16 protein-coding genes are annotated in these 24617 nt (G+C 45.3%); 11 read left to right on the top strand and 5 right to left on the bottom strand.

All coding sequences use genetic code 11. The features are described from left to right. Positions 1-279: 279 nt before the first annotated feature. Positions 280-801 carry a MerR family transcriptional regulator gene (locus ED652_RS02015; RefSeq protein WP_122053332.1) on the top strand — a complete coding sequence of 174 codons (522 nt, stop codon included), beginning with the start codon at positions 280-282 and terminating at the stop codon, positions 799-801. Positions 802-920: 119 nt separating this feature from the next. On the opposite strand, the gene putP is transcribed toward ED652_RS02015, so the two are convergent. From putP to ED652_RS01995, 4 genes are all read right to left on the bottom strand, one after another. After that, positions 921-2447 carry a sodium/proline symporter PutP gene (gene putP / locus ED652_RS02010; RefSeq protein ID WP_017111250.1) on the bottom strand — a complete coding sequence of 509 codons (1527 nt, stop codon included), beginning with the start codon at positions 2445-2447 and terminating at the stop codon, positions 921-923. A gap of 150 nt (positions 2448-2597) precedes the next feature. Further along, positions 2598-3302: a 1-pyrroline-5-carboxylate dehydrogenase gene (locus ED652_RS02005; RefSeq protein WP_122053331.1), complete on the bottom strand. Its 705-nt coding sequence runs from the start codon at positions 3300-3302 to the stop codon at positions 2598-2600. Between the two features lie 11 nt (positions 3303-3313). Further along, on the bottom strand, positions 3314-6451 hold the full coding sequence (gene putA / locus ED652_RS02000) for a bifunctional proline dehydrogenase/L-glutamate gamma-semialdehyde dehydrogenase PutA (protein ID WP_122053330.1): 3138 nt from the start codon (positions 6449-6451) through the stop codon (positions 3314-3316). 181 nt (positions 6452-6632) lie between these two features. Then, a complete protein-coding gene (locus ED652_RS01995) occupies positions 6633-7457 on the bottom strand; it encodes an AraC family transcriptional regulator (protein ID WP_122053329.1) in 825 nt (274 codons plus the stop codon). A gap of 494 nt (positions 7458-7951) precedes the next feature. Here ED652_RS01995 and ED652_RS01990 point away from each other — a divergent pair, with 494 nt between their 5' ends. From ED652_RS01990 to ED652_RS01980, 3 genes are all read left to right on the top strand, one after another. After that, positions 7952-9055 carry a PEGA domain-containing protein gene (locus ED652_RS01990; protein WP_065105994.1) on the top strand — a complete coding sequence of 368 codons (1104 nt, stop codon included), beginning with the start codon at positions 7952-7954 and terminating at the stop codon, positions 9053-9055. A 217-nt stretch (positions 9056-9272) separates the two neighbouring features. Beyond that, the gene (locus tag ED652_RS01985; RefSeq protein WP_122053328.1) at positions 9273-11102 is read left to right on the top strand and encodes a formylglycine-generating enzyme family protein; all 1830 of its coding nucleotides are present in this window, start codon (positions 9273-9275) and stop codon (positions 11100-11102) included. Between the two features lie 439 nt (positions 11103-11541). Beyond that, entirely contained in the window at positions 11542-12261 is a 720-nt protein-coding gene (locus tag ED652_RS01980) for a PAS domain-containing protein (protein ID WP_122053327.1), read from the top strand. Between the two features lie 110 nt (positions 12262-12371). Here ED652_RS01980 and pdxH read toward each other — a convergent pair whose 3' ends face one another. Continuing rightward, a complete protein-coding gene (gene pdxH, locus ED652_RS01975) occupies positions 12372-13007 on the bottom strand; it encodes a pyridoxamine 5'-phosphate oxidase (protein WP_004732548.1) in 636 nt (211 codons plus the stop codon). A gap of 166 nt (positions 13008-13173) precedes the next feature. Between pdxH and ED652_RS01970 the strand changes: the two genes are divergently transcribed. The 7 genes from ED652_RS01970 (at position 13174) to ED652_RS01940 (ending at position 24606) form a co-directional block, all read left to right on the top strand. Continuing rightward, positions 13174-15030, top strand: a complete 1857-nt coding sequence (locus ED652_RS01970) for an ATP-binding protein (RefSeq protein ID WP_122053326.1) — start codon at positions 13174-13176, stop codon at positions 15028-15030. Positions 15031-15096: 66 nt separating this feature from the next. Beyond that, positions 15097-16392: a sigma-54 dependent transcriptional regulator gene (locus ED652_RS01965; protein ID WP_122053325.1), complete on the top strand. Its 1296-nt coding sequence runs from the start codon at positions 15097-15099 to the stop codon at positions 16390-16392. Between the two features lie 112 nt (positions 16393-16504). Continuing rightward, entirely contained in the window at positions 16505-17896 is a 1392-nt protein-coding gene (locus tag ED652_RS01960; RefSeq protein ID WP_122053324.1) for an HlyD family type I secretion periplasmic adaptor subunit, read from the top strand. A 59-nt stretch (positions 17897-17955) separates the two neighbouring features. Further along, the gene (locus tag ED652_RS01955; RefSeq protein ID WP_029223589.1) at positions 17956-18624 is read left to right on the top strand and encodes a transglutaminase-like cysteine peptidase; all 669 of its coding nucleotides are present in this window, start codon (positions 17956-17958) and stop codon (positions 18622-18624) included. 5 nt (positions 18625-18629) lie between these two features. Then, the gene (locus tag ED652_RS01950; protein ID WP_122053323.1) at positions 18630-20540 is read left to right on the top strand and encodes a LapD/MoxY N-terminal periplasmic domain-containing protein; all 1911 of its coding nucleotides are present in this window, start codon (positions 18630-18632) and stop codon (positions 20538-20540) included. Positions 20541-20558: 18 nt separating this feature from the next. Further along, entirely contained in the window at positions 20559-22673 is a 2115-nt protein-coding gene (locus tag ED652_RS01945) for a type I secretion system permease/ATPase (RefSeq protein ID WP_122053322.1), read from the top strand. A gap of 184 nt (positions 22674-22857) precedes the next feature. Then, positions 22858-24606, top strand: coding sequence for an SgrR family transcriptional regulator (locus ED652_RS01940; RefSeq protein ID WP_122053321.1), 1749 nt, complete (start codon positions 22858-22860; stop codon positions 24604-24606). Positions 24607-24617 lie beyond the last annotated feature (11 nt).

Genomic DNA, 24617 nt, shown 5'->3' with positions numbered 1-24617 from the left:
AAACCCCTTAAGGACAGTACCTAGCCCGAATCTGCTGTCAAATTTACACATAAAAAGCAGCACTTCCATCTTCCTTCCATTGACTGCGTCACCATAAGTCACTGTAATGTATCCAAACGAAAACTGAAATATCACAGACCTAGAAGTATGATTTAAGCATTGCGAGTTCACGACTTTAGTAAGGTTGCTAACGATACACTTCAATAAGGCGTGATTAGAATATGCGACTCTCTGATGTTTTTACTTCTCAACTTCTTCTGGATCATAAAGAGGCAACCAATGCTCACTGTTACTCAAATTGCCAAGGCTTATAACATCTCTCGCACCACCATTCTTTACTACGAACGTGCTGGACTGCTTCTGCCTCACTGTCGTTCCGACAATGGCTACCGCTGGTATGGTGAAAAGGAACAGGCTCGTTTGGAGAGCATCATTTCCTACCGCTCTTTTGGTTTATCTATCCAAGAAATCACCGCGCTCCTTGATCGCAATGATGACGTCAAGCAAGAGCATACCTTAGTAAACCAGTTCAATGCACTAGAGAAAGAAATTCAGAACCTGCGCCAACAACAGAAAGCGATTGTGATGCTGTTGGAACAACCAGAACTGTTAGAACAGAAACTGCTAACAAAAGACCGTTGGGTGCGTGTGATGGAGAACGCAGGATTCAACGAAGAAGATATGAAGAACTGGCACAAGCAGTTTGAGAAGATGGAGCCGACGGCTCACCAAGAGTTCTTGGAGTCATTGAATATCGACCAGAAAGAGGTCGAAAGCATTAGGGAATGGTCAAAAAAATAGAGCCACCAGAGTGACTCTATTACTTTTTGCAATTATTTTTACTGATGTTCTTTGCTAGTTCATCAGAGTTTTACAATGTAAATTCGCCTAGTTTTTCACCTGGACGAATGACAATAAAACTAGTCTAGTTCTACCAGATTCTTCTCGAACTCAGCGTGTTGCTTCTTAACTTCATCTTCTGGCTCGCCAGTAATCAAGCTAACCACAACGATAGAGATAGTCGATAGGATGATTCCCGGTACGATTTCGTAAACATCGAACCAACCGCCCGTGAACTGTTTCCAAAGTACAATCGTAACACCACCAACCACGATACCCGCTAGAGCGCCGTTACGGTTCATACGAGACCAGTACAGGCTCAATACGATAGCTGGACCAAACGCAGCACCAAAACCAGCCCATGCGTAAGATACAAGGCCTAGTACTGAACTGTCTGGCGTCATCGCTAGAACAAGTGCAATTAGAGAGATTAGGATAACCGCGAAACGGCCTACACGAACAATCTCTTCTGACGTTGCGTCTTTCTTCAGAACTTGCTTATACAAATCTTCTGCCATTGCAGATGAAGAAACAAGAAGTTGTGAATCCGCAGTACTCATGATTGCCGCTAGGATTGCAGCAAGTAGGATACCTGCGATTACTGGGTGGAACATCGCGTTAACAAGAAGCATGAAGATCTTCTCGCCATCGTCTAGTTTAGGTGCGCCAGAGTTAGTCACGTAAATTAGACCAACAAGACCCACTAGCATTGCACCAACCATAGACAGTGCAGTCCAGATAACCGCAATGCGGCGTGCTGTCACAAGATCTTTGTTTGAACGAGTTGCTTTAAAACGAGCCAAGATGTGTGGTTGACCGAAGTAACCCAAACCCCATGCCGCTAGCGAGATGATCGCAATAGCAGAAAGCGGCTCACCCTTCGCATCATTCCATAGCGTAAGTAGCTCTGGGTTGATGTTGTGTAGGTCGCTAGACAGTTGACCTAGACCACCGTTCATTGCCGCGATTGGTACAATCAATAGCGCAGCAGACATTAGCAAGCCTTGAACTAAGTCAGTCCAAGATACCGCAAGGAAGCCACCAAATAGGGTGTACGAAACCACACACACCGTACCGATAATTACCGCAGTTGTGTAATCTAGGCCGAATACCGTTTCAAACAATTTACCACCTGCTACCAAGCCTGAACTTGTGTAGAAAAGGAAGAATAAAAGGATAAAGAAAGCAGAAATTGTTTGGATCAGCTTAGAATTATCATTGAAACGACGAGATAGGAACTCAGGCAGCGTCAGTGATTCAGTCGTAATGCTGTAAGTACGTAGACGTTTTGCACTGATTAACCAGTTCGCCCAAGTACCAACAAGTAGGCCACCAGCAAGCCAAAATGCTTCAAAGCCAGCAGCGTAAGCGTAACCAGGCAGGCCAAGTAGCAACCAACCACTCATGTCTGATGCACCAGCAGAAAGTGCAGCAGGCCATGGGCCTAACGAACGACCACCTAGGAAGTAGTCAGTTGAGTTAGATGTACGTTTGTAAGCAATAACACCGATCGCTAGCATCATAATTAGATACGCAATGAACGTCGTCGTTATTGCAAAACTGTTTTCTATCATTTGATAGTCCTCATTTTGTAGAAAGCCTTCCATGCCTAATTCAATGCAAGGCACTCACCGTAAAGGCAAGCAAGTGCATTGAGTTAGGTATTCAGGCTCCAAAGCACTATCAGTTAAATCCAAAAATGGTGAAAACCAAAGTTGGAAAAAACCAAAAGTGCTTAGAGCCAATTTTACTGAAGGTTAGTGAGCTTCGCTTCCAAGTTCGAGCAAGGTCGCGTTACCGCCCACGGCTGTTATATTTATAGTTCGCGTACGCTCGGTAATGAAGCGCAGCGATAGGTGTGGATCATTGGCAACATTCATTGTCGCCAGATCCGTTTCAGCTACTAAACCGACGATTGCACCGTCACGCTTAGCAAGCTGTAAATTGATAGCTTGTGCCGTTTGCGAGTTACCCACGTAACCCACGCTACGTACATCGCAAGACAACAACTGTTGAGCAGCGTCATACGAGGCAACTTGCACCAAGTTAGTTGGCAAGTTCGCCGACTTAGCTGCATCTGCAACTAAAGTATTGAACTGCACATCATCACTGCACAATTGGACGCTGTTACCTGCCAATAGCGCAGTAGTAATCAAAGCCATTGCAGTTTGCAGCGCTGGCACTTTCTCTTCGCAATCATCAACAATCACCAAAGCCACACCGCGACCAGCGGCATACAACTCATTGGTTTCGCCCGTAGGACCTGCCATTAGGTGATGTTCAGAAAGCAGCGCAGACGCTTGCTCTAGATGATAAGTCGCCACCGTCGCCAAAGGCGTAGATTGACTTTCGATCTCTGATTTCAGCGCAAGTACCTGAGCACTCTTGTAATCAAAATCGGTAAGATTCCATTGTTCCCACGCTAGCAAAGCATCAGAAAAACCTGTCACTTGATGAACCATGATAATGCTCCTTATGCCTTGTCTTGTGATTGAGAGAAATGAACATCAGTAAAGCGGTATAGGTAGTGAGGACCACCCGCTTTAGGGCCAGTACCTGACAAGCCTTGACCACCAAATGGTTGAACACCAACAACGGCGCCCACTTGGTCACGGTTGATGTAGCAGTTACCCACACGAACGTGTTTTTCGATCCAACGGTAAGTTGTCTCGTTACGGCTGTGGATACCCATGGTTAAGCCAAAACCGGTTTGGTTGATTTGGTCTACCACTTGCGCTAGCTCACTCGCTTTGAAGCGAACAATGTGTAGCACTGGGCCAAACTGTTCTTCTTTCAAGCAGCTGATATCATCAATTTCAAAAGCACTTGGTGGAACAAAATCACCATGTTCACAATCCATACCTAGAGAAAGTTGAGCCACCTTCTTCTGGGTATTGGTCATGTTTTCTAAGTGCGCCATTAGCTTCTGTTTCGCGTTTTGGTCGATAACAGGGCCAACATCGGTTTTATGAAGATGTGGGATACCCACACTCAATTCATCCATTGCACCGTGAATCAATCCAACCACGCGGTCTGCAATGTCTTCTTGGATGTAAAGCACACGTAGTGCAGAACAACGCTGACCTGCTGAAGCGAATGCTGAACGAATCACATCACGAACTACCTGTTCAGGCAGTGCAGTACTATCGACGATCATCGCGTTTTGGCCGCCTGTTTCCGCAATAAACGGAACTGGCTTAGCATTACGAGTAGCTAATGACACATTGATACGCTGTGCCGTTGGCGTAGAACCCGTAAAGGCAACGCCAGCAATCGCATCATGGCTTGTTAGTGCACTGCCGATCTCAGCACCGCGACCCGGTAGTAGCTGAATCGTGCCAGCAGGGAAGCCCGCTTCATTCATCAGTTCAACCGCGCGAGCTGCAATCAAGCTTGTTTGCTCGGCAGGCTTCGCCACAACCGTGTTACCCGCCACTAGTGCTGCAGTAATTTGGCCAAGGAAGATAGCTAGAGGGAAGTTCCAAGGGCTGATACAAACGAACACACCACGACCTTGTCGCGAAGCGATTCGAGTTTGGCCATCAAAACCTTTAAGTTCGAAACCTTGTAGGTTGTCAGCTTGTTTTGCGTAGTAACGACAGAAGTCGACCGCTTCACGCACTTCATCAACGCTGTCGTGAATCGTCTTACCCGCTTCTTGATGACAAATTGCCACCAGCTCAGCTAGGTTGTCTTCCATCAAGTCAGCTAACTTATCAAGTGCCGCCGCTTTGGTTTCAACCGAAGTTGCGTTCCAATCAGCAAATGCCGCGTCTGCGCCAGTGATCGCTGCGGAAACATGATCAAGGTTAGCGAAAGCCACCTGGCCGACATTAATACGACGATCATAAGGTGCGGTTACTTGCTCTACGTTCTGATCAGCCTTGATCATGCTTTCGGCAAGAGATTCACCGTTGATCACAGGGCCCGCTGTCCATTGATTGTTTAAGAAGCCTTTTACTTGCTCTTCAAACTGATGCGCTTCGCTTTCAATATCAATGTTCACACCGTAAGAGTTCTTACGCTCAGGGAATACCGCTGGAGGCAGAGGAATCTTAGTGTTGTGCAATGTATCGAACGCCAGAAGCATATCGACAGGATGTTGAGTCAGCTCTGCCACAGGGCAACGCGCATCAACTAGACGGTGGACAAACGAGCTGTTTGCGCCGTTTTCTAGCAAGCGACGTACTAGGTATGGCAGTAGATCTTTGTGGCTGCCAACCGGTGCGTAGATACGTACCGACTGTTGGTAAGCTTCCATCGCATGGTTGTAAAGAGAATCACCCATGCCGTGTAAGCGTTGGAATTCAAAATCTTTATGTTCAGTCATCACTGCAATTGCAGAAACCGTATGAGCATTGTGGCTAGCAAACTGCGGGAAGATATTGCCACGAACACTTGGGCTCAGCAGGTAACGTGCACATGCAAGGTAAGCTACGTCTGTCGCTTCTTTACGTGTGTAAACTGGGTAATCAGTAAAGCCAGCTTGTTGTGACCATTTGATTTCGCTATCCCAGTACGCACCCTTCACTAGGCGAAGCGGGATTAAGTCACCTTGCTCTTTCGCTAAGCGATTTAGCCATACAAGAACTGGTAGTGCACGCTTTGAGTAGGCTTGAATAACCAGACCAAATTTACCCCAACCTTTTACAAGATCAGTGCGGTACAGTTTTTCGAATAATTTAAGAGAAAGCTCAAGGCGATCCGCTTCTTCAGCATCAATCGTAATCGCAACATCGAGCTCTACTGCGCGGCGCAATAACTGCTCTAGCGTGTCGCAAAGTTCAGTCAGTACGCGGTCTTCGTTTGCCACTTCATAACGTGGGTGAAGCGCAGAAAGCTTGATAGAAACCGATGGAGCAGGACTCGATTTTGAAGATACGTATGTATCTCGACCCACGGCTTCAATCGCCATTAGGTAATCTTTGAAGTATTTGTTTGCGTCAGCTGTGGTCAGTGCCGCTTCACCTAGCATGTCGTATGAGTAGGTAAAGCCTTTGTCACGCATAGACTTACCGTTCTTTTGCGCTTCAGCAATGCTGCGCCCAAGAACAAATTGGTGACCCATCACCTTCATCGCTTGGTGCATCGCTTTACGAATTACCGGCTCAGAAAGCTTGTTCACTAAGCGGTTCACGGCTTGACCCGCGCTCTGCTCTTTAGATGAAAGCCCAACAACCTTACCTGTTAGCATTAGGCCCCAAGTGGATGCGTTAACAAACACTGAATCAGAATTCTTTAGGTGAGATTTCCAATCCGCAACGCTAAGTTTGTCACGAATCAGTGCATCAGCGGTTGCTGAATCAGGAATACGCATCAAGGCTTCCGCCAGACACATCAGCAAGATGCCCTCTTGAGTATCTAGGCTGTATTCAAGCAACAGTGCATCGATCATCTGGATAGAAGTCTTATCCGCGCGGATAGCTTCAATCAATGATGTCGTTTTGTCTGTGATTTGCTGCTTTTCAGACTCAGAAGGGGTAGCTAGCGGCAGGAGTTGCTCTAGCCATTGGGTTTCATCCACCATATATAATGGTGAGATAAGCGTCCAAAGATCAGCAAGCGACTGCTCGTTGAATTCTGGCTTTAACACATCAGTAGCTGTAAACATGCGTTTTCCTTAATCTCACACCCGGAATTAGCCCGGGATCTCTACAATGGCTGCAGTGTATTTAGAGTATATAAGGATTACTTGTCAAAAACTCCGAGTTTTTTGCTAAAAACTCGCTTTATTAACAAAACAAACACAAGGTCACATATGAAACTTTAAAATAATATGCCGTTTTGTTTCACTATTTAACAGAAATTTTCTTTTTGTATTGAGATGGTGACATGCCTTGAAGGCGTGAAAAGGTGTGAGTAAAGGAAGATTGGCCGGAGAAACCAGCCAGTTCAGCGACCTGACCAAGGCTCAGATTACCTTGTTCGATTAAACGGCGAGAGCGATCGATACGCTTACCAAGAACATACTGGTGTGGAGTAATACCCATTTGATCTTTGAATAGCATGTGGAATTGGCTTTCACCCAAGAACACACTGCCTGCGAGTTGCGCGACTGAGATCTTATTAGCCAAGTGTTGTTCAATGTAGCGATCCAACGACTCAAGATCGAAACGCGAATCTTTAATCGAGGTTTCAAATGCCGAGATGTGTCTTTGCATCAACGCAATCACCGTGTCATTACAAGCTCGGCTTAATAACAGATCATCAGGACTGGCCTGCATCTCTTGCACCAACATGTGGATAAGCTTTTGAATTTGCGCATCTAATTGGAAGTAAACGTTCGATGATTCTAACTGGTTAATCTTCTCTAGCATCAGAGGGTCATCATCGGTTGGCATAGGCATGTTGAGTACGAGAATATCCGACTGACCAACCACTCCACCGAAAGCATGATCAGAGCGAGCCGTGACTACACAGCCTTGCCCTGGACCGACAAGATTACCTTTACCGCTCACTTCAAATTCCGCCTGACCTTTTAGCCCAATAACCACCTGCGAATAGTGATGCTCGTGGCAATCCATATGCGATGGCAAAGTAATGATCTCCGCAGGACGAGGGCCAGTAAGGCCTAGCGGGGACAGGTCTAGGTTTGGAAAAGGTAACGGTTTTGGCATAACAGCAAAATATTCAGGTCGACATAGTAAGAATAATACTCTGAAATCTGCATAAGATGAATTTGTAAATGATCATGAGAGTCATTTCCTCACCTTTAGCAAAAGATCATTATCGCGATCATCTTGATCATGCCTCCGGAAAGATGATCAAGAGTGTATAAACTACGGCCATTGTAAAACCAATCGTTCCGGTGAGTTTAGGGGCTTCACATGCACTCATACAAGCAAGCACACCAGCACGAAAAACCATGTCATCAATAAATACTTCAGCGCCCTAACATAATGAATAAATTTTCTTATATAGCTCAAATAATTGGCGATAAACCTGTAAAAAGTGTATCCGAAGTACCGAAACTTGGCTTTTGAGTAGATTGGATAGCAATAAAACGGTATAAAGACGGGTACTGTGTTAATTGCTAATAACTAGTGACTCACAACTAGGAAGTAGACACTTTATTAACGAGCCAATTTCAATCTACAAGTTGCAGGGACCTATGACTAACTTTCGAATTTCAGCGCTTTTACTTGCGCTATCCCCACTTTGGGTATCTGCATCGGTATCAGCTGAAGAACTGAATCAAGTCGATCCCGTTTCAGCTATCGATGCAAAGCTAACAGAGAAAAACTCAGATATTGAGCGTATTTCAGCAACCAAAGTATCGGCGACTGAAAACCTAAAACAACTACAAAACAAAAATAGTAAGTTGTTGCGCGAAGGTGAAGAACTTAAGGCAAAACGTAACAGAGCTAAGTCTGTACTCGACAAACAGTACAGTCGCTTACTTGAAGATCCAGAAACTGATTTGGTCTCTTTCCAGAAAAGCTATCAAGATGCTTGGGCGGCCGTTAAAGAGAATCAATCGTCTCAGTTAGATAACCAACAAGCGATGAACGAGGGTGAAATTCACCTTTCTCAAATCAAGCAAAAGCAAGCGCGTCTTAATAATGAGCTGGCTAACTTGAGAGAGTCAAAAGTTGAAGCTCGTGTTAAACGTATTGCAACAGAACTTCGTGAAAGTGCCGTTCTTGAAACCAGCTACACCACCACATGTGCGTCAACAATGACACTCGGTGAATGTACATCTCAAGGTAAACACCTAACGAACCAAAAAGCCGTTCAAACGTTCAAGACCCAATTACTTGAGCAGCTCACAGAAAGCACACTAGCGAAGCAAAACTTGCAAGGTGTTCAACTGAACATCCATGTTCAAGACAGCCAAGCAATCAAGAGTGGTTTCTCTGGCAACAACGCATACTTCATGCAGATACAAGCTCAGCTTCAAGCGAAACCTGAAGCCATTGCCGCTTGTAACTTGTTGAACGTGTCTACTCGCTACTGTCTAACAGGCAGTCAAGCCGCTGTCGTTAAGAAAAATGACAAGCAGTGGGCAAATGTGACCGTTCGTTCTGATCAGTACAATGATTCAGTCACCATTAACGGCATCAAGTATGGCAGCACACCAATTGAGGTTGCACTACCAAGCGGACGTCACCAGGTGACCATTTCAAAGCAGGGTTACGAATCTTACAACCGCTCTGTAACCATCAATGGCAGCGATACCATCTGGGTTAAGCTTCTTCCTAGCAAAGAAAGCTAAGTCGGGTATAGAAATTAAATCCGATATAAACCGTTAAGCCCGATTGAAATAGCCGTGCCTGTTTCACAAAGCTGAATGAATACTCGCCATTTTGTTGATAGTTATAAACTGTATGATCGTCATAAACTGATGGTCGTTATAAACAATAGCTGCAGACGAAATGGCGTTTTCGTTTAGAATATTTGATTAACCTAAATTACGATTGAAGTAGCCCATCATGCGCCAAGGTTTTCCAGCTCTACTATTTGCACTTGCTCCCTGCTTAATGACACCGGCTGTTTTCGCTGAAGCAACACCACCAGCAATCACGTCATCTGTCACCGACATTGAAAGCTCGCTTTTCGAAAAGCATGCCGACTTAACGGCTGTCGAGAAAAAGCTCGCAGACAAACAAAATCAAGTCGATAACCATGCACAGCAATCTGCGCGTGTAGCAAAACTGACCGCTAAAGCAGAACAAGACCTAGCAAAAGCGAAAGCGAACCTAGAGCAAGATTACGCTCGTATGATTGATGAACCTGACTTTGATATTTCACTCGCTCAAAACGCTTTCCAAGGGGCTTGGAAAACCGTAAAAGAGAACAAGCTTGCGATGTCTGACTCTGAACAGAAACAGCAAGGCTTAGTGATGGAACTCGAGGCGATTCAAGCAGAGAAAGCGGCAGCAGAAGCTTCAATCGCAAACCTCAATCAAGACAAGCTAAGAGCAAGAGCCGAGCGACTAAGAAACGAGATCACTCAAACGCAAGAGCAAACGGTCAGCTTTACCAATCGTTGTAGCAGCGACATGACACTGGCACAGTGTTCAGATCAAACCGTGACCTTGGCACTTCAAAAAGCCGTGAAGCAATTCCAACATAGCCTCGTAGACAACGCGACTGAATCGAAAGCCGTAAAAGAGCACCTAGCATCGGCTTCGCTGAATATTCACGTCCTACAACACAAAGTGAAATCCTCTGGCTTCTCTGAAGATAACCGTTACCGAGCAGTAATTGCAGCGAATCTAGAGACTCGCCCAGACAAGAACACACCTTGCCGCCTGCTGGGTATTCAATCATCAAGCTGTTTCACCCAAAGCGAGCAACAAGCCAACGATCAGCAAAAAGAAGTCGCTTGGGTTAACTTGGTGGTTCGTTCAAACCAGTACAACGACAAAGTTTCCATCAACGGCGTGAAATACGGCAGCACACCCGTTGAGGTGATGTTACCTACTGGTCAGCACATGATCACCATCGAGAAGGAAGGCTACCTTTCTTTCCATCAAGAATTGAAAATCGCTCGCGATCACAATCTCAGAGCGGTGCTACAAGCTAAGCAAAATTCATTGAATGTGGGTACCAAGTTCGCAGACCCAATGAAAGCCAACGCTCAAAGCCCAGAAATGATTGTGGTAGGTTCAGGTCGTTACTTGTTAGGTGAAAACAACGCACAGCAAGTCACCATTAAGAAGCCTTTCGCCCTTGCAGCGACACCAACACGAGTCCGCGACTTTAAAGCGTTTGCAGAAAGCACAGGCTACGAGACAGACGCAGAGTTAATGAATACCTGCGACACCTTTACAAATGCGGAAATAACCTCAGTATCAGACAAGCATTGGCAAAATCCAGGCTTTAAACAACAAGACGACTCTCCCGTTGTTTGTGTTAGCCAGAATGATGCCAAAGCTTATACACGTTGGTTATCTAAAAACACCGGCTTCACTTATCGTCTACCAACACCACAAGAGTGGGAAGCGGCAGCAAGAGCTGGCCAAGATACCAACTTCTGGTGGGGCAACGAATTCGAGTCTGGCAAAGCGAATACAGGCTGGGCTGGCACACCTTGGTCAAACATCAGCACTTCACCAGTTAAGTCGTTCTCACCAACGCCAACGGGCTTCTACGACATGGTTGGCAACGTGTGGGAATGGACAACAACTCAGAAAGGTCTAGCAAAAGGCGGCGCGTGGAGCTTCTCACCTGAAGAAGCTAAGGTCTTTAATGAACTGTATGTCGCGCCTTCAACCGCAGCCAATTATCTAGGATTCCGAGTAGTGCGAGAGCTATAAGCACTCGATTACTTGTTCAAGATTTTGAAATATTTACTCTAGGTTCTCAATTCTCACATTGAGTGGTGTTTATAGGGGAATTCCCCCCTTATGCATAAGCACTCCTAGGAGTAGATTCATCGATAGAGTAGTAAGTCACTCTGGGTATCTAACTGATGCCTCAGGTTAATTTGCACGACCCTCGCGAATTAACCTGGAAATCTTCTACATGTCGACAAGGCATATCTTGTCTTTAGCCAGCCCATCTTCAGGCTGGCTTTTTTTTGCCTGTTTATCCACCCTTCCGTTCAGCGATTCTCCTCAAGGTAGACACTTAATCAACGATCCGTTTAATGGCTGTTCAGCGTCTCCGGTGTGCTCATCGTTGAGCCCCGAATTGCCATTGCAGCTCAATAAGAAACTGATATTATCAATGTGTCGCACCTAACGAGATAAAACCTTGTCAGAACCTTTAAACTCCATACATCGCTCTTTATTTGAACAACTACCAGGCTGCTGGGGCTGTAAAGATACTGACTCTGTCTTCGTCTACGCCAATCTCGCTTACAACCAATTGATAGGGTTGAAGCCGGGGGAAAGCTGTACTGGCTTAACCGATTTTGATATGCCGAGCCAAACAACCGAATGTGCGCAAGACTTTAGGGCTCAAGACAAACATGTGATGGACACGCGCTGCAGGCTCAAGATTCTCGATATTCATCCTTATCCCGACGGACGTTGGCACGCACATATCTTTACCAAAACCCCTTGGCTTGATGGCAATGACAATGTCCAAGGTACGATTTTCTATGGTCAAGAGCTCACTGATACGGCCATCTTAGAGGTTGGTCATTGGGTGTGTCAGGCGACGTGTGAGAAAGGAAATCAGGCATCGATAGCGGGCTCAAAACCACGAGTGTCAAAGCTGCAAAAAAAGCTGACAGCACGAGAATCAGAAGTGCTGTTCTTATTGCTGTTCGGTAAGAAGCCCCAATACATCGCGCTGACGTTAAATATCTCAATCAAGACCGTCGAAGGCCATGTCGCGAGATTGAAGCAGAAGTTCGATGCTCGAAGTAAAAGCCAGTTAATAGAGTTTGCGTTGGATTCAGGACTAGGTTCAGTGATTCCAGAGACTCTGCTCAAAAAACAGATCTCGGTTGTTCTACACAGCGACTGATTGATGGTTCTGTACGCTCGTACCCAGATGAAAATACAGACAAAAAAATACCGTTGATGTGAGTAAACACAAAATCAACGGTATCTTTTGATTGGTACAACAGGTTCAAACTAAGGCGCTAGGCGATCGATATCCCAGCTGTTGTCTTGGCGTGAGAACAAGAAGCGGTCATGCAAGCGGTGTTCGCCACCTTGCCAGAACTCAATGCTATCAACACGTACTCGGAAGCCGCCCCAGAAAGAAGGCACTGGGATCTCTCCCTTCGCGAACTTCTGTTTAAGCTCCAAATACTTACCTTCCAAGATACCACGAGCAGAAATACGACTGCTTTGCTTACTTGCGATGGCAGCCAACTGGCTCTCTTTCGGGCGAGATGAGAAGTACTTCATGTTCTCCATTGCTGTCAGCTTTTCAGCGGTGCCAGTAATGTGAACTTGTCGCTCTAGAGGATGCCAAGGGAAATGCAGGCTGATCTTACTGTTGTGCTCAAGTTGGTGCGCTTTACGGCTACCTAAGTTGGTGTAAAAAACGAAACCGTCTTTATCAACATTCTTTAACAGAACAATTCGTTGGAATGGCTGACCATTTTCATCAACCGTGGCAACTGTCATGGCAGTAGGGTCAGTCATCTTAGCTTCGATGGCTTGCTCTAACCATAGATTGAATTGCTCAATAGGGTCTGCGGCTAAGTCTTTACGTCTCAACCCACCCTTAGCGTATTCACGACGAATATCTGTCAGTTCCATTTCGTTGCTCCTTTTAATTTTTTGTGATTTTGCGCTGTAATCCTTTGAAACACAAGTCTAAGCCGTGGTTTTGTCTTACAGAAAGCGTTCGGTGTTAACAAGATCTCGGTACTCAAACCATCATATTGATAGTCTATATATAAACGAATCATAAGCTGAGAGACCAGTGACTAAAAAACGGCCTAACCTTCTAACACCCTTTGTTTTATTCTCATTGTTGTTAGGCATTGCAGGACTAAGTGCGACTCACTTTATGGCCGTGCAGTATCAAGAAAAAATCGTCGCACAACAGCTTCATGAAGCCGCCAACAAAGCCAATCTGCAAATCGATTCTGAGCTCGAAAAATTCAAACAAATTCCTGATTTGCTTAGCCACGATCCACGCTTGGTCTCTTATTTTGCTCACGACGCTCAAGCAAACAAAATGACTGCCACAGATCTCAATAAGTTGCTGTTTGAATGGTCGAATCAAAGCCAAGCGGACACCATCTACATTCATGACCAAAGTGGCACCGTCGTCGCGTCGAGCAACTACCAAAAACCACGTACCTTTGTGGGTGAAAACTTCTCTTTTCGTCCCTACTTTGCTTCCGCCATTAAAGGCGATAAAACCCATTATGTCGCCCTTGGTGCACGCTCAAATGTTAGGGGCTACTTTTTATCGTCACCTCTGTATATCGCTGGCAACATCGTTGGAGTTATTACCGTTAAAGTCAGTTTAGAAAACCTTGAAAATATCCTCACCAGCGATGACTTTGAGATCGTAGTACTCGATTCGAATCAAGTGGTGTTTCTTTCTAGCCAACCCAATTGGCTTTACCAATCATTGCTGCCTTTAACTCAAGGGCAACAACAAGAAATTGCGCGCAACCGCCAATACGGTCAAAGCAAAATATCGATCATTGACGCCTTTCAAGCTTCATCAGTGACCAGCAGCAACAACAGTAGCCCGTCGACAAACAATCAAACACAACTGACAACGAATCAATTAAACAAGCTAGGTAACTTTAAGCTTTATCCTGCCTCCACCAGTAATAATCAGTACCAAGTGGTTGCCTTAAAAGAAACCAAGGCCGAATTACGTAAAGTCTTGCAAATAGATGCCATCTTTCTGGTTATCTACAGCTTAGTCGTGCTCATTGCTTGGTCTTGGCGTCAAACTTACTTAGCTAAGATCGCGTTAACTCAATTGAACCAAAATTTAGAGCACACCGTTGATAAACGAACCCACTATTTAAAGCAATCTAACGACCAACTTCAGCAGACGATTTACCAATATCAAGAATCTCAGCTAAAACTTAAGCAGACAGAGCAAGAGCTCACACAAACCGCTAAGTTAGCCGTGCTTGGAGAGTTGTCAGCCAGCATCAATCACGAAATCAACCAACCACTTGCGGCACTAAGAACCTACAGTGAAAACAGCCTAAAACTGCTTGAGATGGATCGCTCAGATCTGGTTAAAAGTAACCTTGAAAAAATGATTGGCCTCAACAGCACCATTACCGAAATCATCGCTCGGCTCAAAGCCTTTACTCGCAAGGTCACCAAACAAGAACATCACGTGGCGAACCTACATCAAGCCGTCAATAACTCGACCAGTATTCTGAGCGCAGTGATGATCAAGCAAGGCATCACGCTCCGATTAAGTACCATACCGAATGACCTCAATATCGCCATTCACCCAACTGAGCTAGAGCAAGTGCTGGTGAACCTGATCCACAACGCCACTCAAGCACTTCAGCAACAAGACCGGCTACAACAAGCGAGCCCGCAGATTGGCATCGAATGGCAATTGCAGGGCGACATCTGCAAGCTAATGGTGTGGGATAACGGAATAGGTATGGCTGATGACAAGCTGAATCAACTGTTCGACCCATTTTTCACTACTAAACCAGAAGGCTTAGGATTGGGACTTTCGATATCGAAACGCATCATTGAAGCGTATAACGGCACCATTAACGCAAACCCGCGCGAGCCATCGGGGATGGTATTTTCACTCGATATTCCGCTCTATCGAAATTAAAGCTAATACCCTGTTATAAATCACTTTATTTAACTGTAAATGCTAAGGACACCGCTTTTGCAATCTATGCCCAAACTCTATTTTGTTGACGATGAGCCAGCAATTCGAGACTCAGTAGAACAAGCCATGCTTATAGAAGGCATCGATGTTGTCTGCTTTCCCAATGCCATTGAGGCACTGAAGAAGATCAACGTTACTCAAGCTGGAATCGTCATTACCGATATTCACATGCCAGTGATGGATGGTATTCAATTGACACAGCAATTGCTCAGTCATAATCCCCATTTCCAAGTGATTGTGCTCACCGGACATGGCGACGTGCAAACAGCAGTGTCAGCAATGAAAGCTGGCGCTTACGACTTTCTAGAGAAACCGTTTGTGGTCGATGCTTTACTCACCGCGGTAAAAAAAGCGGCTGACAAGCTGGCATTAGTAGAAGAGAATAATCTGCTAAGAAAAGAACTGGCGATGCAAAATCAGGTCGGGCCGAAACTTATCGGGCAATCACCTTCGATGCAAACCTTACGTCGGGAGTTAATCACCTTAGATACCAAAGCCAATCCGCTATTGTTGTTTGTTGGAGATTTAGGAACAGGAAAAAGAATCACAGCGCAGTACACACACGATTTGCACAGCCATCATACCGCTGAGCTTTGCCCGATCGCCGCGTTCAATTTACCGCGTAGTGACCAAGCTACGTTTGATCAATTTGTTCTGCAATTATTCCGAAAGCATCAGGGCGGAACACTTTATATCCATGAAACAGAAGCATTAACTTCAGATCAATGGCTATGGTTATTGGCTCTAAAACCCACTCTACTTCTCGAAAACTCATGCAAGACCAACGCAACTTGTTTCATTATCGCAACTACAGTAGTTCCTACTACAATTACAGGTGAACTGCGCCAGTTTAATTTACTACCCTTGGCGCAAAGAACGGAAGATATCGGCTCTTTGTTTAAACATTTTGCTCGCGGTGCAGCAAGTCGATATCAGTTACCACCGCCCGTTATCACAGAAAAAGAGATTCTACGGTTGATCGCAACTCATTGGAGCGAAAACATACGCCAGCTTCGCCAACATGCCGAGCTCAGAGTTTTGACACAAGTAAAGCAACCGTCTCTCGACAGTGATGAAAATGAGCAAAACGAAGAAAACCAGTTTGATGTAAAAATTGAAGAGCAACAACAGTCATTAAGCCAACGTACTGATAGCTTTGAACAAATAATTTTAATCGAGGCACTACATCGCCATCAAGGACGACTTAAAGAAGTACAACAAGAGCTCCAAGTCTCTCGAAAAACGCTGTATGACAAGCTTAGGAAACACCAACTCGACAAAACGGATTTCAAAAATCGATAACTCTTAAAAAATATATAAATTCAAAGATTTAAGCGAACAAATTCTTAACATTTCTTAGAACTAAGAATACACTCAATAGGCTTGCACCTTTATTCAGCACACAAGGACTGTTATGAGTCAGAAAAATTTCAGCAAATTGAACGATACCGAACTTGAGTACGTCGATGATAAAACAGCGGCACTGCTCCTCAATACGCCAACCAGCGCGCGTATAATGTTGTGGGTAATCATTCTGTTTTTTGTTGCTGCTATTGCGTGGGCGAATTGGGCTGAAATAGACAAAGTCACCGTTGGCCAAGGCAAGGTCATCCCTTCCTCTCAAATTCAAGTGGTTCAAAACCTTGAGGGTGGTTTAGTCAAAGAGATATTGGTTAGAGAAGGCCAACGAGTTCAAAAAGGTCAACAACTGCTGTTAATCGATGACACTCGCTTTCGCTCAGACTTCCGTGAACGCGAGCAGCAAGTTGCCAACTTAACCGCCAACGTATTGATGCTTTCAGCCTCATTAACCAGTGTTGTTATCGACGAAGATTTCTCTGTAGCAGAGTGGAAAAAAAGTGTCTTACTCGACTACGGTAAATTGGCCTTCCCACCAAAATTTTACGAGGTTCAACCAAAACTGGTGAATCGTCAGAAAGCAGAATACCGTCAAGACCTGAATAACTTAAAAAACCAACTTTCTGTTTTTGATCAACAAGTTGAACAGAAACAACAAGACCTAATTGAGATTAAAGCGCGTGTCCGTAACCTAAAACAGAGTTACCAATTTGCGCGCCAAGAACTGGATATCACCAAACCGCTTGCCGATGAAGGCGTAGTACCAAGAATTGAATTGCTTAAGCTGCAAAGACAAGTGAACGACACTCGCCGAGAAATGACCTCAAGCGAACTCAAAGTCCCTCTCCTACGTTCTGCCATTAAAGAAGCGATGCTCAGTCGTATCGATGCCGCACTGAATTTCCGTTCAGAGCAGCAAGAAAAGCTTAACCAAGCACAAGACAAACTCTCTGCATTAACAGAGTCCGCAGTTGGCCTTGAAGACAGAGTAAACCGTACTGTCGTGGTTTCTCCGGTAACGGGCACAGTCAAAACCCTTGGCATTAACACCGTTGGTGGTGTTATCCAACCGGGTATGGACATCGTTGAGATTGTACCGACTGAAGACTCTCTATTAGTTGAAGCGAAAATCGCCCCGCAAGACATCGCTTTCCTACGTCCAGAATTGACTGCCATCGTTAAATTCAGTGCCTATGACTTCACTAAATACGGTGGTCTAGAAGGCGTGTTAGAGCACATCAGTGCTGATACTACGCAAGATGAAGAGGGCAACAGCTTCTACATCGTGCGTGTCCGCACCGAAAGGCACAATTTTGGACAAAACGAAGAGCTGCCGATCATTCCAGGTATGACAGCTTCAGTAGATATCATCACAGGTAAGAGAACCGTTCTTGAGTACATGTTGAAACCAATACTTAGCGCTCAGAACAATGCACTAAAAGAGTAAGGACGCTTGATGCTTAACACTGCTATTCAATGCGCAACCCAACCCCAAGAGCGAAGGCTATGAAGTCTCGGCTCTCGCTTTTGCTGTTGGTCCTCACCTCTTTTACCTCTGCGGCACTCAATAAGAGTGACCAACGTTGGATTGATGCTGTTTCCGAAACCTATGGAGAGAGAGCCGCTAAGCGAGTCACCACATGGCGCTCAAATATTGCGGCTTATGGTGGATTAAGCGAAAGGGAAAAGCTCGAATCCATTAATCAATTCTTCAACCAAATGTACTTTGTCGATGACAGCATACTTTGGGGAAAGAACGATTACTGGGCAACGCCACTGGAGTTCCTAGGCAGCAACGCGGGTGACTGTGAAGATTTCACCATCGCGAAGTACTTCTCTTTGCTCGAACTGGGCGTGCCAGACAAAAAATTAAGATTGGTGTACGTAAAAGCACTCGAGTTAAACCAATTCCATATGGTGTTGGCTTACTACTCAAAACCAAGTGCAGAGCCACTAATTTTGGACAACTTAAACCCTGAGATAAAACGCGGTTCTAAGCGCGGCGACCTACGACCAATTTACAGTTTCAATGGTAAAAACCTTTGGTTAATCAAGTCGGCAGCAGGCAGCGGTAAGCTAGCAGGGAAATCTTCAAGATTGAGCTTATGGAACGACTTACGTTCTCGTGAGCGCTCTCTAAAATTAAACAAACCCATTATCAATTACGATGAGTAAGTACAATGACTTTATATAAACAGCTTGTGGTCGGGATGGTTGCGGTGTTCATACTGCTGATGACGTCAGTTTTTATGATCGAATTCAATACCACCCGTGGATACTTAGAGGAGCAGCAACGCTCTGAGGTAAGTAATACCATTAATACTGTTGGACTGGCTCTCGCCCCTTACCTAGAAGAAAAGGACAAGGTGGCAGTGGAGTCTGTTATCAACGCCCTGTTTGATGGCAGTTCTTACTCCGTCGTTCGATTGATTTTTCTAGACACCGGAGACGATATTCTTCGCTCTTACCCAGTGAAACCAACGGGAGTACCGGAATGGTTTACGAGTTTAAACCTATTTGAACCCGTGCATGATCGCCGCGTGATCACCAGTGGCTGGATGCAACTGGCAGAAGTTGAGATCGTGAGTCACCCAGGCCCTGCTTATGATCAACTCTGGCAAGCATTTACCCGCTTACTGACTATTTTTGGTGCGATCTTTTTACTCGGTTTGATCTCTATCTCGTGGATCCTCAAGCGAGCACTGCGCCCTCTCTCATTGATCATTACCAAAATGGATCAGATCGCCAAAAACCAGTTTGGTGAACCACTGGTTCGTCCGAAAACCAAAGATTTGATCTTAGTGGTTGATGGTATTAACCACATGTCTACTCAAGTTGAACAAGCCTTTAAAAACCAAGCGAAAGAAGCTCAGAAGCTACGTGAGCGCGCTTATATCGACCCTGTATCTCAACTAGGTAACCGCGCTTACTACATGTCTCAGTTAACACAATGGTTAGAAGAATCGAGCTTGGGTGGTTTAGCGGTACTTAAAGCGGAGTTTATTAGTGAAGAGTACGATGAAAAGGGCTACCAAGAAGGTGATGCCTTAGTTCACCAACTGGCTGAACAGTTACAGGCGTCAATTTCATCGCCAGATATCACCATCGCTCGTATTTCGAGTGACGAGTTTGGCTTCATTATGCCAAACATCGACGAGAGCGAACTTAAACTCGTCGCGAGCAGCATCGTAAACTGCATTCAAAACCTAGGTTCAGATCCAACAGGTATGGCAAACCCACACATTGCGCTTGGTGTGACATACAGTAACAAACGTAAAACCAGTACCGAAATCATGTCGCTGGTGGATAACGCGCTGTCAAGTGCGAAAGCGAATCGTGAACTTAATTATGGCTACGTAACTGCAGACGATCATGGCGCAGTGATGGGTAAACAGCAATGGCGTATGTTGGTTGAAGAAGCGATCATCAACGACCTAATCACCTTCCGTCTTCAGGCTGCAAACAACGCCTTTGGCAAAACCTATCACCAAGAGGTGTTCTCTGCGATTGAGAAAGACGGTGTTCGTTACGGTGCTAACCAATACCTTTACGCACTAGAGCAGCTTGAAATGAGCCATATTCTCGACCAATACGTTATCGAGAAGATGATTGAGAAACTGAATGCGAAAGAAGTAACGAGCCCAGTTGCTATCAATATCTCGCCGAGCAGTATTTCTCAGCCGAGCTTCATCCGCTGGATCGGAAAAACTCTTGAACACAATGCCTCAATCGCTCACTTGTTGCACTTTGAGATTCCAGAAAACTGCTTCATCAACGTTCCGCACTACACGGCACTATTGTGTAACACCATTCGCAACGCTGAAGCAGTGTTTGGTGTCGACAACTACGGACGTAACTTCCAATCATTGGATTACATCAACGAATACCGCCCTAGCTATGTGAAGCTAGATTACCTGTTTACCCACAACCTTGATGACGAAAAACAGAAATTCACCTTAACGTCGATCTCTAGAACCGCTCACAACCTAGGCATAACCACCATTGCGTCTCGAATAGAAACTCAGACTCAGCTAGATATCCTGTCTGATAACTACGTAGAAGTGTTCCAAGGCTTCATTGTTGATAAATAGTTGTAAGGGTTATATCGCATGCAAGATCCACTATTGAACTCACTGATCTACGTTAGCCGATATTACGGGTTAGCGAATTCGCCCGAGGCGTTGATCAATGGGCTACCACTATCCGATGGAAAGCTAACCCCTTTCCTATTCCCTCGTTCTGCGGAGCGAGCGGGATTAGTGGCGAAAGAAAACCGTTCCGACCTAGAAAATATCCCTCACCTGATTTTACCTGCTGTTCTGCTTCTCAAACAGGGCGAGGCATGTGTTCTCAACAGCATCGATGTAGAAAAACAAGAAGCGGAAATTATTACAGCGGAAAGCGGGATGGTGCCAATCATCATTCCTATCGAAGAATTGAAAGAGCAATTCATCGGCCGCTACTTCTTGGTAAAAAAGCAATTCCGTTATGATGAACGTTCACCAGAGGTTCTAAAAACACGTCAAGGTCACTGGTTCTGGAGCACCATTTGGGAATCGAAAAACATCTACCGAGACGTGCTGATCGCATCCATCTTGATCAATGTCTTCGCCATCGCGGCCCCGATGTTTACTCGATTGGTCTACGACAAAGTGGTACCCAACCTCGCCTTTGAAACCTTATGGGTACTGGCAAGCGGGATCTTCGTCGTCTTCCTTTTCGATCTGCTTTTGAAATTGATGAGAAGTTACTTTATTGATGTCGCGGGTAAGAAGTCGGACATTCTGATTTCATCCAAGCTATTCAGTAAAGTACTCGGCATTCGCATGGAAGCAAAACCGGCGTCAGTCGGTGCTTTTGCGAAAAATCTACAAGAGTTCGAATCGATTCGTGAGTTCTTTACCTCTGCGACGATTGGCTCGTTAATCGATTTACCGTTCGCTCTGATGTTCCTGGCTTTAATTTGGTTAATGGCAGGGAATCTGGTGTTTGTTCCGGTGGTCGGCGTTGTCGTTCTGATCATCTATGCGTTGTTAATCCAAGGCCCGCTGCGTCGAACCATTGAAGAAGGTTCACGCCTTGCTTCTCAGAAATACGCGAACTTAATCGAGAGTCTGGCGGGGTTAGAAACCGTTAAACTTTTCAGCGCTCAAAGCCAATTCCAATTCCGTTGGGAAGAAGCTGTCGCGCACATGGCGAACTGGAACATCAAAAGTCGCCGCATTACTGACAGCATCCAAAACACTGCAGGCTTTGTTCAGCAAAGTACCAACGTCGGTATGATCATTTTTGGCGTGTATCTAATTGCAGAAGGCGAACTTACGATGGGAGGCTTGATTGCTGCGACCATGTTGAGTGGCCGTGCGATTGGGCCTCTTGTTCAACTTTCATTGCTTTCGACGCGTTACAATCAGGCGAAATCTTCGATGACCTTAATCGAACAAGTGATGTCGATGCCTGATGAGCAGGAAGAAGGAAAGCGTTATATCCACCGCCCTATCATTCAAGGCCGTATTGCACTGGATAAAGTAACCTTCCATTACCCGGATTCTCCAGTCGCGTCTGTGAGAGATTTGAGCCTAACCATTACACCCGGTGAGAAAGTGGCGATAATCGGCCGTATTGGTTCAGGTAAAACGACATTAGAACGCTTGATTATGGGCCTCTACAAGCCCACAGAAGGCCATGTTCGTATAGACGACACCGACATGGAGCAACTTCATCATGTCGACGTACGACGCAATATAGGCTGTGTACCGCAAGACAGTAACTTGTTCTATGGTTCAGTGAGAGACAACATCACATTAGGTCATCCATTGGTTGATGACCGCGATGTTATGGATGCTGCTAACCGCGCAGGCGTTACTGCTTTCACTCAGCAAGATCCTGCGGGCTTAGAGCGCCAAGTCGGTGAAGGTGGCGGATTGCTATCGGGTGGTCAACGTCAGGCTATCGCGATTGCTAGAGCCTTTCTAGGTCGTCCGCCAGTGCTATTGATGGATGAACCAACCAGTGCCATGGATAACCGTTCTGAAATGCACATCAAGCATCAGCTTAGCCAACTGTTACCTAGCGAAACTTTAATTCTAATCACGCACAAGACTTCGATGTTAGACATTGTTGATCGAGTGATTGTGATGGAGAAAGGCAGCATTATTGCCGACGGTCCAAAAGCGCAAGTTCTGTCAGACTTGAAGCAAGGTAAGGTAAGAGCTGCAAGTTAAAGCGCTCATGTGGCTTAAAGAATCTAACTAAATCAATATCACAAAAAAGCAAAGGGGGAGCATCAGCTCCCCTTTTTTTATCTGAAAGAACAACAAAAGAGGAACAAAGTAGCCGAACATTTTCTTATTTTTTCAAAGCTAAGTTGAGTAAAATGCAAAGCTATTCATTAACTAAGGGCTTTTAGTGTCTAATCTCAACCTGCTTCGATACTACCAGCGAATCATAACAGTTGGTGTCGGTAGCGAAATCAAAACCACAGTACAGGAAGTTGCTGATTTGCTGTGTACTTCTCCTCGGCATGCTCGCAACTTATTGTCTCAAATGCAGGAGTTGGAGTGGTTAACCTGGCAGCCCAAAGCGGGTCGAAATCAACGATCAACGCTACTTTTAAACATTGAGCTAGGCGCCCTAAAAGAGAGCCTTGCACTAGAACGAATCCAACAAGGCAAGTATGAGAGAGCATTAGCGATTCTCGATGAAGATGAAGCGATGTTTGGCCGCCTCCTAAAAAAAACCTCTGGGACGTCTGTTCAAGAAGGCCGAGTGAACATTCAGCTGACATACAAGCGAATGTTTGAGCGCATTGTCCCCCACCAATTACACCGTTGTAGTGAGCGTTTCTTTTTGCGTCAGGTTTATTGCTGCTTGGTCTCCAGTCATGACAATGGCGTCGTGAGGCCTGAGCTTGCTCATCATTGGCGTTATGATGAGGATAATTATCAATGGACGTTTTATCTTCGTCCTGGGCTAACGTTCCATAACGATACGCCAATCGATGCGGATACTGTTGTGAGCCTGTTTGCCAAGCTTAGCTCTCTTCCGTATTACCAAAAAGAGCTAGCACACGTCACCGATATCACTGCACCGCATCCTCTGAAAGTTGTATTTACATTAAGTAAACCGGATCGTGGGTTCGCTGGGCTTATTTCAGGTGTCAAATACGGCATTCAGCCAGCGAGCCAAGTGAATGTTGCAAACAACAATTCGGTGATTGGAAGTGGCCCATTCTCTGTGGTCGAGCACGATAAAAATAAACTAAAGCTGCAAGCGTTCGATGGCTACTATGCGTGTCGTGTGTTAGTCGATTTGGTCACGATTTGGATTGTTAATGATGAGAAAATGGAGAATCCATCGCTATCAAGTAATGCTCCTATCCAAGTATCTGAAACCACGAGCGGTATTGAAGTTTCAATACAAACACCGAATGCCTCTCACTCGAGTCAACACAGTCGAACTGAAGACGGCTGCTTATTCGCTCTATTCAATCAGCATACGAAACATCCATTAACACGTGCCCAACGTCGTTACATTACGGAGCTAATTCACCCCCAGCGACTGCTCGAGCTATTTCGTAAAGAGAAAACACATTATGGCAGCGTACTAGCCAACAACTTGTTACCCATTTGGAGCCCCGTATTACGCCCGTTTGGTGAAGTCAGCGCGTTACCAAAAACCATCACCATCGCAGGTTACAACTACACAGCATTGCGTCGATGCGCTCGCGCTATTTCTTCTGTACTGACCGATCACGGCTGTAAGGTTGAAATAGTAATGTATTCCTATCGAGAGTTGAGTGAAAAAGCAGAGAACGGCACGCTCAATGAAACACTGATCTTAACGAATACCAATTTGGATGATAATCGTCATGCTTCAGCGTTTTCTAATTTCTACAGCAATAACGTTTTGTACCACACACTGGGAGAGGCAAATGCAAGGTGGCTTGATGAACAATTGGAAAACGTACGAGCATTCACTCAACTTGAAGATTATCTAACAGCACTAGAACCCATCGCTTCAACACTCATCAGTGAATATTGGATTGCTCCTATGTTCCATCACACTCAAACATTACGTTTTCACGGCGTTTTAGAAGATGTATCGCTCACTAATTGGGGGTGGCCAGATATTCGCTCGGTGTGGTCTTCTGATTAATGAAGAATATT

The sequence above is a fragment of the Vibrio sp. Evd11 genome (genome assembly GCF_900382755.1).
Lineage (GTDB): Bacteria > Pseudomonadota > Gammaproteobacteria > Enterobacterales > Vibrionaceae > Vibrio > Vibrio lentus.
The sequence above is the reverse complement of the archived record's forward strand: the minus strand, read 5'-3'. Positions and strand labels throughout refer to the sequence as shown.

Bases quoted from the DNA above. Each gene is read 5' to 3' on its own strand.
- ED652_RS01950 (WP_122053323.1), top strand. From the start codon at position 18,630: ATGACTTTATATAAACAGCTTGTGGTCGGGATGGTTGCGGTGTTCATA.
- ED652_RS01955 (WP_029223589.1), top strand. From the start codon at position 17,956: ATGAAGTCTCGGCTCTCGCTTTTGCTGTTGGTCCTCACCTCTTTTACC.
- ED652_RS01990 (WP_065105994.1), top strand. From the start codon at position 7,952: ATGACTAACTTTCGAATTTCAGCGCTTTTACTTGCGCTATCCCCACTT.
- putP (WP_017111250.1), bottom strand. From the start codon at position 2,447: ATGGAAGGCTTTCTACAAAATGAGGACTATCAAATGATAGAAAACAGT.
- ED652_RS02005 (WP_122053331.1), bottom strand. From the start codon at position 3,302: ATGGTTCATCAAGTGACAGGTTTTTCTGATGCTTTGCTAGCGTGGGAA.
- ED652_RS01965 (WP_122053325.1), top strand. From the start codon at position 15,097: ATGCCCAAACTCTATTTTGTTGACGATGAGCCAGCAATTCGAGACTCA.
- ED652_RS01960 (WP_122053324.1), top strand. From the start codon at position 16,505: ATGAGTCAGAAAAATTTCAGCAAATTGAACGATACCGAACTTGAGTAC.
- ED652_RS01995 (WP_122053329.1), bottom strand. From the start codon at position 7,457: ATGCCAAAACCGTTACCTTTTCCAAACCTAGACCTGTCCCCGCTAGGC.
- putA (WP_122053330.1), bottom strand. From the start codon at position 6,451: ATGTTTACAGCTACTGATGTGTTAAAGCCAGAATTCAACGAGCAGTCG.
- pdxH (WP_004732548.1), bottom strand. From the start codon at position 13,007: ATGGAACTGACAGATATTCGTCGTGAATACGCTAAGGGTGGGTTGAGA.
- ED652_RS01985 (WP_122053328.1), top strand. From the start codon at position 9,273: ATGCGCCAAGGTTTTCCAGCTCTACTATTTGCACTTGCTCCCTGCTTA.
- ED652_RS02015 (WP_122053332.1), top strand. From the start codon at position 280: ATGCTCACTGTTACTCAAATTGCCAAGGCTTATAACATCTCTCGCACC.
- ED652_RS01945 (WP_122053322.1), top strand. From the start codon at position 20,559: ATGCAAGATCCACTATTGAACTCACTGATCTACGTTAGCCGATATTAC.